The 11,641-nt window shown below is 70.2% G+C and carries 11 protein-coding genes and 3 tRNA genes; 9 read left to right on the top strand and 5 right to left on the bottom strand.

Annotated elements, in window-relative coordinates:
* Positions 1 to 16 precede the first annotated feature (16 nt).
* Positions 17 to 1,369 (bottom strand): D-arabinono-1,4-lactone oxidase, encoded by a 1,353-nt coding sequence (locus tag RF645_RS05155; RefSeq protein WP_058871984.1) that lies wholly within the window; start codon positions 1,367 to 1,369, stop codon positions 17 to 19.
* Between the two features lie 85 nt (positions 1,370 to 1,454).
* Positions 1,455 to 1,802: a metallopeptidase family protein gene (locus RF645_RS05150; RefSeq protein ID WP_006214124.1), complete on the bottom strand. Its 348-nt coding sequence runs from the start codon at positions 1,800 to 1,802 to the stop codon at positions 1,455 to 1,457.
* Positions 1,803 to 1,932: 130 nt separating this feature from the next.
* Here RF645_RS05150 and RF645_RS05145 point away from each other — a divergent pair.
* The 8 genes from RF645_RS05145 to RF645_RS05110 all read left to right on the top strand — a co-directional run bounded on the left by RF645_RS05145 (position 1,933) and on the right by RF645_RS05110 (position 7,094).
* Positions 1,933 to 2,008, top strand: a tRNA-Glu gene (locus RF645_RS05145).
* Between the two features lie 192 nt (positions 2,009 to 2,200).
* Positions 2,201 to 2,274, top strand: a tRNA-Asp gene (locus RF645_RS05140).
* A 56-nt stretch (positions 2,275 to 2,330) separates the two neighbouring features.
* Positions 2,331 to 2,403, top strand: a tRNA-Phe gene (locus tag RF645_RS05135).
* A gap of 173 nt (positions 2,404 to 2,576) precedes the next feature.
* Positions 2,577 to 2,948, top strand: a complete 372-nt coding sequence (locus tag RF645_RS05130; protein WP_081609461.1) for an ASCH domain-containing protein — start codon at positions 2,577 to 2,579, stop codon at positions 2,946 to 2,948.
* 28 nt (positions 2,949 to 2,976) lie between these two features.
* Entirely contained in the window at positions 2,977 to 3,441 is a 465-nt protein-coding gene (locus RF645_RS05125) for a hypothetical protein (protein ID WP_058871985.1), read from the top strand.
* A gap of 195 nt (positions 3,442 to 3,636) precedes the next feature.
* Positions 3,637 to 4,920, top strand: coding sequence for a hypothetical protein (locus RF645_RS05120; RefSeq protein WP_058871986.1), 1,284 nt, complete (start codon positions 3,637 to 3,639; stop codon positions 4,918 to 4,920).
* Positions 4,921 to 5,075: 155 nt separating this feature from the next.
* Positions 5,076 to 6,386: a hypothetical protein gene (locus RF645_RS05115; protein WP_058871987.1), complete on the top strand. Its 1,311-nt coding sequence runs from the start codon at positions 5,076 to 5,078 to the stop codon at positions 6,384 to 6,386.
* Positions 6,387 to 6,512: 126 nt separating this feature from the next.
* On the top strand, positions 6,513 to 7,094 hold the full coding sequence (locus RF645_RS05110) for a hypothetical protein (protein ID WP_153005739.1): 582 nt from the start codon (positions 6,513 to 6,515) through the stop codon (positions 7,092 to 7,094).
* Between the two features lie 284 nt (positions 7,095 to 7,378).
* On the opposite strand, the gene RF645_RS05105 is transcribed toward RF645_RS05110, so the two are convergent.
* Positions 7,379 to 8,836, bottom strand: coding sequence for an amino acid permease (locus RF645_RS05105; RefSeq protein ID WP_024289667.1), 1,458 nt, complete (start codon positions 8,834 to 8,836; stop codon positions 7,379 to 7,381).
* 314 nt (positions 8,837 to 9,150) lie between these two features.
* On the opposite strand from RF645_RS05105, the gene RF645_RS05100 reads away from it, so the two are divergent.
* Positions 9,151 to 9,543, top strand: a complete 393-nt coding sequence (locus tag RF645_RS05100) for a helix-turn-helix domain-containing protein (RefSeq protein ID WP_058871989.1) — start codon at positions 9,151 to 9,153, stop codon at positions 9,541 to 9,543.
* A gap of 26 nt (positions 9,544 to 9,569) precedes the next feature.
* Here the strand turns inward: RF645_RS05100 and RF645_RS05095 are convergent, their stop codons facing one another.
* Positions 9,570 to 10,433 carry a hypothetical protein gene (locus RF645_RS05095; RefSeq protein WP_058871990.1) on the bottom strand — a complete coding sequence of 288 codons (864 nt, stop codon included), beginning with the start codon at positions 10,431 to 10,433 and terminating at the stop codon, positions 9,570 to 9,572.
* Positions 10,434 to 10,467: 34 nt separating this feature from the next.
* Complete coding sequence (locus RF645_RS05090) at positions 10,468 to 11,271, bottom strand: exodeoxyribonuclease III (protein ID WP_006214132.1); 804 nt, start codon at positions 11,269 to 11,271, stop codon at positions 10,468 to 10,470.
* Positions 11,272 to 11,641: the final 370 nt, after the last annotated feature.

Genomic DNA, 11,641 nt, shown 5'->3' with positions numbered 1-11,641 from the left:
GGGCCGGCAGCTGCTCTCAGAGGCCCAGCAGGCCGCGGGCGGTGTCGTTGAGCAGGAGGCCCCGGGGGTCCGCCTGCTCGCGCACGGCCAGGAAGTCGTCCCAGTGCGCGTACATGGGACGCAGCTGCTCGGCCTGCAGTCCATGCCGACCGCCCCAGTGGGGGCGTCCGTCGTGGGCCAGGAAGACCTCCTCGAGGGCCTCGAAGGTCTCCGGGCGCCAGCGCCGCCAGAACTGCCGCACCGTGATCCACCCGGTGTAGCGCGCGTGCGCCGGAGACAGCCAGGTCTCCTCCGGCGCCGAGCATCGCACGCTCAGCGGGAGGCCCAGATCGGCCTGCTCGCGCTCGAGCACCTTCTGCACCTCGCGGAAGGTCTCCGGGAGCTGCTCGAGGGGCACGGCCCACTCGGTCTGCAGGAACTTCACGGGCCTCGAGGAGGCGAAGACCTTGTAGGACAGATCCGTGTAGCGCCGCGAGCTCAGCGACAGCGAGTCCAGCCGGCGCAGCCCGGGGATCGCTCGCGGGGCGGCCCCGGCCAGGCGGTTCAGGGCCGCCGGCAGGGCGCGGCGCAGGACGGCGTCGTCGCTGCGGCGCACGCCCTGGGCCATCCGGGAGCCGGGGGCGGACCATTCGGAGGGCAGCCGGTGCAGGCGGCTCATGATGTGGGTGTGGGCGGAGTCGCTGCCCGGGTTCCAGTACAGCTCGAAGTGATCGGCCGAGGCCATGCGTTCGCCCAGGCCCGCGATCAGCGGCTCGAGCGACTCGTTGAACTCGGCGGAGTGCAGGCGGAAGGAGTCCTCGCACTGCACCGTGACGGCAGCGATCACACCGACGACGCCCAGCCCGGCCCGGGTCGCCTGGAAGAGCTCCGGGCGCTGGGTGAGGGAGCACTCGACGATCTCGCCGGAGGCGAGCACCAGGGTCAGCGCCACGACCTGCCCCGACAGCGACTGGAAGCCGGCGCCGGTGCCGTGCGTGGCGGTGGAGATCGCCCCGGCAATGGACTGGTGCAGGGTGTCGGGCAGGTTGGAGAAGGCCAGTCCGCAGGCATCGAGCTCCCGCGCGGCCTGGATCAGTGGGGTGCCGCCCAGCAGCGTGGCTCGACGCCCCTGCCGGTCGACCTCCTGCAGCCCCACAAGCTCGGAGGTGTCCAGGCGCAGCTCCTGCGGCTGAGCCAGCAGGTTGAAGCTGTGGCCCGCGCCCGTGACCCGGGTGCTCAGCCCCGCCGCCGCGGCCGCCGCCATGGCCTCGGAGAGCTGCTCGACGGTCTGGGGGCGCAGCGTGCGGACGTCCTCCGCCGTCCCGGAGCGGTCCCAGGTGCTCCAGGTCGCGGGCCTCGTCTCCGAGGGCAGTCCATCCTCTGCGGTCATCGCTGTCTCCTGCTGACGAGTGGTGTGCGGTGGGCTCCTGCGGACATTCTGCCCCGCGCTCCTGCAAGCACGCGGTACGGCTGCCTCATCCCCAGCCGAGTCGGTGCAGCCGCTGCTCCTCGATCCCGAAGTGGTGGGCGATCTCATGCACGACGGTCACGGTGATCTCGTGGACCAGCTCATCCCGATCGCGGCACATGCGCAGCAGCGGTTCGCGGAAGATGCGGATGTGATCGGGCAGCGAGCCCATCCACGACGAGTCCCTCTCGGTGAGCGGCACGCCCTCGTAGAGCCCCAGCAGCTCCGGCATCCCCTCCGGAGGCCGTGCTTCGATCAGCACGACGACGTTGTCGAGCATCGCGAAGATGTCCTCGGGGATGCCGTCGAGGGCATCATCGACCAGGGATTCGAACTCGGCCTCGCTGACGTCCATCACCGCTGCATTCTCGCGCAAGGGCCTGACAACGGCTGTTGATCGCCGTCGTCGAGGCATCGTCGGGCCCTCGGGGGAGGGGGCGGACCTGATAGGCTCCGGTTCCGTCCGCGTGCCTTGCGCGCGGTGCGCCCTCATCGTCTAGAGGCCTAGGACACCGCCCTTTCACGGCGGCGACACGGGTTCGAATCCCGTTGGGGGTACCAGCGCAGGCGAGCGCCCGGTCGGCATCAGCCGGCCGGGCGCTTCGTCGTCTCCGGGGGCATTCAGCGCCCGACGGATGAGCTCCGGGGGCTGCGGATCCCGATTTGCGCGCAGGGGCTGTCATGGTGCTAATATCTTGCCTCGTTGGAAAACGGCAGGGAGGTCCCGCGGGACCGCCTGTAAGCACTCCACAAGGCCCTGTAGCGCAGTTGGTTAGCGCGCCGCCCTGTCACGGCGGAGGTCGCGGGTTCAAGTCCCGTCAGGGTCGCACGGACGGCGTCAGCTCAGCTGAGGCCGTCTTGGCATCTGAGACACCGGATGCCTGGCTCTGTAGCTCAGTTGGTAGAGCGTACGACTGAAAATCGTAAGGTCACCGGATCGACGCCGGTCGGAGCCACAGCCCAGAAGGCCCCCGCACACCAGTGCGGGGGCCTTCTGCATGCCCGCCCGCTTGTCGAGCGTCATCCCCTCCGCTGTCCGAGCGGCCGATTCCCCATCCCACCAGCCGACGGCTGGGCAGTCCGCAATCGGCCGGTCGAGGGCGACGGAGCGGCGGCTACCGTGGGCGCCATGACCGCAGAGCCGAACCAGCACCAGAGCCCCGACGCCGGCGGACAGCCGCTGCAGCGCATCCTCATGTGGGAGGGCTACGAGACCCTGATCCGGGATGGCAGCAAGCGCCAGACCGTGCGGTACCAGGACCCCTTCGTCCCGGGTCCGGCCGAGATCGTGTTGGAGAAGGATTCCGGCGAGGACGTCGTGATCAGCGCCGAGGTGACTGGCGTGCGCACCGTGCGCCGCGACGAGCTCAGCGAGCAGGACGCCGTGCGCGACGGCTTCGAGTCCCTCGCCCAGCTGCAGGCCGCTCTCGACCGGCACTACCCGGACATGCCCGGTGGCAGCGCCGTTGACATCGTGGCCTTCGAGCTCGTTCGGCCGTGACGGCTCGCGCGGCCGCTACTGTGTGGGCGTGAGCCGAGCATCCGCACCGCGTCGTCTGCTGCCCGCTGCCGCCCTGCTGGCGGTCGTCGCGGTGCTGTCGGGCTGCGCCGCCGACGGCGGGACGCCCCTCGGGGGAGTGCAGACCTCGCCGCAGGCCCAGGCGAGCACGGACGGTGGCTCCGACTCGCGCCAGCAGGCCGCACCGCACCCGGCGGCACCCGAGCAGTGCGCCGTGGTGTCCGAGCTGTACCTCTCCCTCACCCTGCTGCCGCTGGCCGAGGAGGACGGCGCCCCGTCGCTGGATCCGGCGGCGACGGCCGAGGACGTGCGCGATGCCGCCGAGGACGCGCCGGCTGCCGTGCAGGACGACTTCCGCGCTGCCGCCGGGCTGCTCGAGGGCTACGGAGCGGGTCTGGAGCCGCAGGAGCTCGACGAGCTGCGCACGGACCTGGACCCCGTCGATCTCTGGATCAGGCGGCACTGCTCGAGCTGAGCATCGTGATCGGGATGTGACCCGGCGCTGGGGATCATCAGCGGGCTCACCTACAGTGGAACGTCGGCGCATAAGCGCCCACCCGGAAGAACCGCGGCCCCCAGGACGACAAGAGGCTGGGGGCCGTTTCGCGCCCTGCCGCAGCCGCGGCGGCGCCTCCGGGACGGACAACAGACGATGAGGAGCCTGTCCACAGTGTCTCTGAAGAGATCCTGCAAGATCGCCCTGGCCTTCGTGGGCCTGCTCGTGGGAGCGGGATTCGCCACGGGCCAGGAGGTCATCCAGTACTTCCTCTCCTTCGGGGCCATCGGCCTCGTCGGCGCCGTGGTCGCAGGCGTGGTGTTCGCGCTGGCCGGCGCCGTGATCATCCAGCTGGGCAGCTTCTACCTGGCTGAGGAGCACAACCGCGTCTTTCGCAGCGTGGCCAACCCCGTGATCTCGCGGTTCCTGGATATCGCCGTGACCCTGACCCTCTTCGCGGTCGGGTTCGTCATGCTGGCTGGAGCCGGCTCCACGCTCGAGCAGCAGTGGGGCTTCCCCGCCTGGGCAGGTGCTGCGGTGATGACGGTGATCGTCATGCTGGTGGGCCTGCTGGACGTCGAGAAGGTCTCCGACGTCATCTCGATGCTCACCCCTCTGGTCATCCTGGCCGTGATCGTCGCGTTCATCTACACGATGGCGAACCTGCCGCAGGACTTCTCGCAGCTCAACTCGGTCGCCCAGGAGCAGGCCTCCCCTGTCCAGCCGTGGCTGCTCTCGGCCCTGAACTACAACGGCCTGGCACTGCTGCTGGGCGTGTCCATGTGCCTGGTGATCGGCGGCAACAATGCCGAGCCGCGCGAGGCCGGTCTCGGCGGCCTGATAGGGGGCATCCTCTACACGGTGCTGCTGCTGATGGCAGCGGTCGCCCTGTACTTCAACATGGCAGAGGTCGGCGACTCCGCGGTGCCCATGCTGCAGCTGTTCGAGGCCATGCACCCGGTGCTGGCCACGATCATGGTGTTCATCATCTTCGCGATGATCTTCAACACCGCGATCGGCATGTTCTACGCACTGGGGCGCCGGCTGACGGCCTCGCACCGGGACAAGTACCGCCCGGTCTTCCTGCTCGCCTGCCTGCTCGGCTACGGCGTGAGCTTCGCCGGCTTCGACACCCTCATGGAGTACGTCTACCCGGTGATCGGCTACACAGGCATGGTCATGATCGTGGTCATGGTCTTCGGCTGGGCGCGCTACCGCACGCAGATCGCAGAGGAGACCACGCGCCGCGGCCGTCTGCGCGCCCTGCTGCGCCTGCGCCGCGACCCGGGCAAGGACTACGCCCCCGGTCACGAGAAGCGCTACGAGGAGGCCGTGCGGCAGTCGCCGGCCGATGACGACCGCCTGACCCAGGTGCTCGAATCGCGCACGGAGCAGGACCTCGAGCTCTCGGACGACGAGGGCTCCGCGGAGCACGACGGCGACCGCGCGCCGGCCTGAGCCTCTGTGCAGCCGCCTCGCTGCGCGTCCGTCGGGCGTCGTGCGATGTGAGGCGCACCACGCAGGGCGCATAGGATCGGAAGCTCACCGAGCCGATCCGGAGCAGGGCGGGACTCGGCCCGCCCTGCTCCATCTCCGAGGAGGGACTGCCCCGCATGAGGAAGATGACGGCCGTGAAGGTCGCCCTGGCATTCGTGGGGCTGATCGTGGGGGCGGGGTTCGCGACCGGCCAGGAGATGATCCAGTACTTCACGTCCTTCGGCGCCGTCGGGATCTGGGGCGCGGTGATCTCCGGGCTGCTGGTGACGGCGGCGGGGTCGGTGACCCTGCTTCTGGGCAGCTACTTCATGGCCGAGAGCCACTCCAAGGTCTTCGGCAACGTCGCGCACCCGTGGCTGTCGCGGTTCCTGGACTGGTCGGTGACCTTCACGCTGTTCTCGGTCGGCTTCGTGATGATCGCCGGCGCGGGCTCCACGCTGGAGCAGCAGTTCGGCCTGCCCACCTGGATCGGGGCCGGGCTGATGGCCGTGCTCGTGCTGGCGGCGGGTCAGCTCGACGTCGACCGCGTCTCCAGCATCATCTCCGGGATCACCCCGCTGGTGGTCATCGCGATCCTGGCGGCCTTCGTCTGGACCATGTTCGATCTGCCGCAGGACCTCTCCCAGCTCAGCGCCGTGGCCCAGCAGGCCGAGTCGCCGGTGCGGCCCTGGTGGGTCTCGGCCATGAACTACACGGGCATGAACCTCATGGTCGCGGTGTCCATGTGCCTGGTGATCGGCGGCAGCACCCCCAACACGCGCGAGGCGGTCCGGGGCGGCTTCAGCGGCGGCCTGCTCTACATGATCCTCGTGCTGATGGTCGTGGTGCTCCTGTACCTGAACATCCAGGACGTGGGGCAGGCCGAGGTCCCCATGCTCAGCCTCTTCGAGTCCATCCACCCGGCGGCGGCAGCGGTCATGGTGGTCATCGTCTACCTGATGATCTTCAACACCGTGATCGGGCTGTTCTATGCCCTCGGGCGGCGCCTGACGGTGCGGGCCCCGCACCGCTACCGCCCCGTGTTCCTGCTGGTGTGCCTGGTGGGCTACGCCCTGAGCTTCCTGGGCTTCTCCACGCTGATGTCCTACATCTACCCGCTGGTCGGCTACATCGGGATGCTGATGATCGTCGTCTTCATCGTCTGGTGGGTCCGCCGCCGCGTCCAGGTGGGCCAGGAGACCGATCGCCGCGATCGCATCCGCGCGCTGCTGCGCCTGCGCGATGATCCCAAGCGGCGCTTCACGGCGCGCCACGAGCGCAAGCTGGCCGGGTACCTGCAGGACTCCTCGGCGCAGGGCGAGACCCTCACCGAGGCGCTGGACCTGGAGGTCATCGAGGAGGCCCGGGCCCGGTGCGAGCGCGCCGACGGCGGCGGCACGCGCGACGACGGCCGCGGCCGGGGCGGCTCCTCGCGGCAGCGGGGCTGACGCCCCGGCGGGCCCCGAGCATGTGAGCGGGCCTGCACTGGAGGGCGTGCCCAGCGGCGCCCGCCCTGGGAGATCCGCTGGGGACCCGGGTGCCCGATCCGCGCTTGCCCGGGATCCTCCATGCGCATGCGCACCGTTCTGATGACAGTTCTGGCCTTCGTGGGGCTGGTGGTCGGAGCCGGCTTCGCCACGGGCCAGGAGGTGCTCCAGTACTTCATCTCCTTCGGCGCGATCGGCATCGTGGGCGCCGTGCTCTCCGGCATCAACTACGCCTGCATGAACATGATGCTGGCCGTCTCCATGAGCCTGGTGATCGGCGGAAACCTCCCGAACACCCGCGAAGCCCGCTGGGGCGGCTTCTTCGGCGGACTGATGTGCGCGCTGATCGTGGTGACGGCCGCCATCCTGCGCTGCCTGCGCATCCCGGAGGTCACCGGCTCCGACGTCCCCATGCTCAAGACCTTCGAGTCGATCCACCCGGCGGCGGCCTCGGCCATGGTCGTGATCATCTTCCTGATGATCTTCAACACCGCGATCGGCATGTTCATGATCGCGCTGTTCGTGGTGTGGTCGCTGCGCCGCCGTGTGCAGATCGTGCGCGAGACCGGTCGCCGCGATCGCATCCGCGCCCCGCTGACGCTGCGCGAGGACCCGCGCCGCACCTACACCCAGAACCACGAGAAGCACCTCGAGCGCTGCGCCGAGTAGTCGGTGGCCTATGACGAGGCCATCACCGGCGCCATCGACGTCGAGGTCCTCAAGCGGCACCAGCGCGAGCGCGAAGAGCAGCGCGGCGAGGACGCGTCGTCGTCGAGCACCCCCTCCTCCTGGCCCGCCCCGCGTGAGCTGTGCGGGGACGCTCGGCGACCGCACGGGCTTGTGGCTTCCCCTGCGGCACCCGCAGGCGCCACTCGGTCCGCGCACGGGCCGCAAGGCACGCGCGAGGACCGCCCGGCCGTCGGGGTCCCGCGCTGCGGGGCCCCGACGGCGGCTCAGTCCCGACGGACGCGGGGGTTCGTCGCGGTGCGGTCGTCGAGCTCGGGGCGGGCGTGGCCGCGTCCGCGGATGAACAGGTAGCCGATGCCGAGCAGGAGCAGCCAGCCGACTCCGATCACCAGGGCCATCCGGGTGTCCGGGATGATGCCCAGCACCACGATCACGAGCAGCACGAAGGCCACCGCGGCCCAGGAGGCCACCGGCCACAGCGGCACCTTGAACTCGGACTCGGGGCCGCCGCGGAGGCCGAGCTCTCGGCGCATGGCCAGGTGGGAGAGCAGGATCATCAGCCACACCCACACGGTCGCGAAGGTCGCGATCGAGGCGATGAAGACGAAGACGTCGGTCATCACGGTGTTGAGCACCGCGCCCAGTGCGAGCACGAGCAGCATGCCGAGAACGGTCAGCCACGGGACACCGGTGCGGGAGACGCGGGCGAAGACCTTGGGCGCGTGCCCCTGCTGGGCCAGGCCGTAGAGGACGCGGCCCGCGCCGTAGGTGTCGGCGTTGATCGCGGAGATCGCGGCGGTGATCACCACGAGGTTCAGGATCGAGGGGGCCCACGGGACGCCGAGGGCGTCGAAGATCTGCACGAACGGGCTGGTCTCGCCGTCGATGCTGTCCCAGGGCACCAGCGACATGATCACGCCGAGGGCCATGATGTAGAAGAGCAGGATGCGGAACGGCACCGCGTTGATGGCCCGCGGGATGGCATGGCCGGGGTCGTCGGACTCGCCGGCGGTGATGCCGATGGTCTCGATGCCGCCGAAGGCGAAGACCACGACCGACAGCGACGCGAGCAGCCCCCATGCCCCCTCGGGCATGAAGCCGCCGTGGTCGAGGAGGTTGTGCGGGCCGGGGGAGGCATCCGGGGCGTAGGAGACGCCCATGACCATCAGGGCGATGCCGCCGACGATCATGGCGATGATCGCCAGGACCTTGATGCTCGAGAGCCAGAACTCGAGCTCGCCGAAGGTCTTCACGTTGCGGGTGTTGATGGCCCCGATGAACAGGATGACGGCGGTGATCCAGATCCACGCCGGCGTGCCGGGGAACCAGAAGCTCATGTAGACGGCGAACGCGGTGACATCGGCGATGGCCACGACGGCCATCTCGAACACGAAGGTCCAGCCCGTGACGTAGCCGGCGAACGGCCCGAGGTAGCGCGCCGCGTACTGGCCGAAGGAGCCCGGCAGCGGGTGGCGCACAGCGAGCTCGCCGAGGGCGCGCATGACCATGAACACCGCGAGCCCGGCGATCAGGTAGACCAGCAGCACCGAGGGCCCGGCCATGGAGATGGCCGAGGCGGAGCCGTAGAACAGGCCGGTGCCGATCGCCGAGCCCAGCGCGATGAACTGGATATGCCGATTGCTCAGCCCGCGCTTGAGCTCGGTGCCCTCCCTGCCGGGAGCGAGGTCGGCGGCAGGCTGCCGGGCAGGGTCGTGGTGGGTCATGGGCTCTCCTGAAGATCCAGCTCTGGGGTGCGCTCGGGCAGGCAGTGGGCTGAGGATCTGTCCGCGATGGCATATCCTCCCGAGCCGCAGCACACATCTTGGCAGGTGCGGTTCGCCTCTGCCGATTCGAGTGGCACAGTGATAGATGCACCTTCACTGAGTCGGGATCGACGACGACCCGATCGCCCTGTGCGCACGAGGCCCTCAGGGCATTCACGACGACGTCGAGGATGAAGTCCATGGCCTGACCCGAGGTCCCGGCGGCGAGCAGCACCCTGCGCGTCCTGCGCTACCTGGCGGGCCGGGGCGGTCCGGTGGCTGCGGCGTCGATCGCCTCGGCGCTCGAGCTGCCCCGTTCTTCGGTCTATCACCTCCTGCGGGTCATGGAGGAGGAGGGCTTCGTCGTCTGGCCGCCGGAGGAGCACCTCTACGGCCTGGGGGTCGCGGCCTTCGAGCTGTCCGCCGAGCTGGTGCGCATCCGCTCGCACGGCTGGGGGCAGGAGACGGGTGAGGTCACCGAGGGGCTGGAGACGGTCTCGGGCGCGGCCCGGGATCACCGCGGCCTGCCCATGGCCAGTGTGGCGCTGACCTGCCGCAGCGAGGGCGGCCAGGTCGACGACGAGCAGCGAGAGCGCTGCGTGCCGCGCCAGGCCGCCGCCAAGCTCTCCGCACGTCTCTACGGCATCCGGGAGCGGGAGGGGGCCTGATCAGGGCGGAGCCGAACCCGTGCGGTTCAGCTCGCGTGCTCCAGCTGCGCGATCGGCAGCCAGCGGCGCACCAGCCGCCGCAGGGCGAGCGCCGTGGACTCCAGGTCTCCGTCGCGGGCGAAGGCCATGGCATCGGCCATGTCGCGGGGGCTCTCGTCCGGCTGCAGGCGATCGGCGACCGCGCCGTAGTCCAGGGTGATGAGCGCCCCGTGCCCGAAGGAGCCGACCCATCGCGACAGCCGCTGCAGATCCTCGGCGAGCTCGGCCACGTCCTCGCGCTGCAGCGACGCGATGGCCCCGGAGGCCTCCCCGGCGCGCTGGGCGGCCACGGAGGCAGGGGCGATCAGCCGGTGGCGCATCCGCCCGCGGAACGGGGTGCGCACCAGGTCCTCTTCGAGGAACAGGGCGAACCAGGACAGCGGCACCGTCCAGTCCGACTGGCGGGCGTACTGCGGCAGGAAATGCTCGGGGGCAGCAGTCCGGGCACGGCCGGCGACCTCGTCATGCGGCAGCAGCAGGGACAGCAGCGCGGCGTCCTGATCGCCCTCCTCGGCCGCGGCGAACAGCTGCAGGCTGCGGCGCAGGCGCTGCGACGGGTGGAACAGCGGCCTGGGTGGGCCTTCGCCCGGGTGCGCCGGAGCGGCTGAGCTCGGCAGTCTCCACAGGGCGTCGAAGCGCGGGGGCAGGGAGCCGTCCTCGGCGACGGCCAGCCGGGCCAGCTGCTCCTCGAGCTGCGCTGCCGAGCCCTCCTCCGGCGGCACCGCTGCGGGGACCAGGGGCTGGTAGATGCCGTCGAGGTCATCCTGCGGCACGTAGACGCGCAGGGCGAAGCGCTGCGCCGGTGCGGCCGATGCGCGCCAGGCGCTTCCGAGCCCGCTCAGCGGCGCCACGGCAGCGACCCCGGCACCGCGACGACGGCGGGCATCACTCGACCTCGATGACGACCGGCACGTGATCCGAGGCGCCCTTGCCCTTGCGCTCGTCGCGGTCGATCGACACATCCGAGACGCGCTCGGCCAGCGCCGGGGAGCACAGCTGGAAGTCGATGCGCATGCCCTCGTTGCGGGGGAAGCGAAGCTGCGTGTAGTCCCAGTATGTGTAGACCTCCGGGCCGGGCAGGCGCTCGCGCACGACGTCGCGATAGCCCTCGTCCAGGAACGCCTGGAAGGCCCGGCGCTCCGGGGCGGAGACGTGGGTCATGCCGTTGTCCAGGAAGAACTGCATGTCCCAGACATCGTGGTCCTGCGGTGCCACGTTCCAGTCGCCCACCAGGGCGATCTGCGCCCGGGGATCCTCCTGCAGCCACTCGCGGGCGCGATCGCGCAGCACCGAGAGCCACTCGAGCTTGTAGACCATGTGCGGGTCGTCCAGGCCGCGGCCGTTGGGGATGTAGAGAGACCAGACGCGCACCCCTGCGCAGGTGGCGGCGATCGCGCGCGCCTCCTGGACGGGCTCCTGGCCCTCCTTGCCGAATGACGGCTGCCCGGGGAACGTGCGCTCGACGTCCTCGAGGCCCACGCGCGAGGCGATGGCCACCCCGTTCCACTGGCTCAGCCCGAAGTGCGCGACCTCGTAGCCGGAGAACTCGAAGGCCTCCCACGGGAAGGACTCGTCCTTGGCTTTGGTCTCCTGGATGGCCAGGACGTCGGCGTCCGTGCGCTCGAGCCAGGCCTCCACGCGATCGGCGCGGGCACGGATCGAGTTCACGTTCCAGGTGGCGATCTTCATGGGCCTCAGGGTATCGGTGCCGGCTGACGCCGCAGCCGGGGGAGTCGACGCAGCACGCGGGCCGGAGGCCGGGAGCCCGTCGACACAACGGGTCACAGACATCCGCCGCGATTCAGCCCGACCCCCGATCGGCGGTGTCCGCCCACGTGCGAGCCCGGTGCTCCGGAACACGTTGCTGACGTGCAGAGATGATGATTGTCGTTGGAACCGGACGGCATCGATCCTGTGCTCGTCGGGGCTCGCAGAGGGGTGTTCTGGCCGTGCCGTTCGCCCTTGAGGGGACATGCCCCGCGTTGCCGCTGTGATGCGCGGTCGGTTCCAATGTGTCTGCCCAGCGCGGAATCGCGCGGCGCCGCGGGCAGCGGCGCAG

Source organism: Kocuria sp. CPCC 205260 (assembly GCF_040981045.1).
In the GTDB taxonomy this organism is placed as follows: domain Bacteria; phylum Actinomycetota; class Actinomycetes; order Actinomycetales; family Micrococcaceae; genus Kocuria; species Kocuria palustris.
Note: the sequence above shows the minus strand (reverse complement) of the source record. Positions and strands in the feature narration are given on the sequence as shown.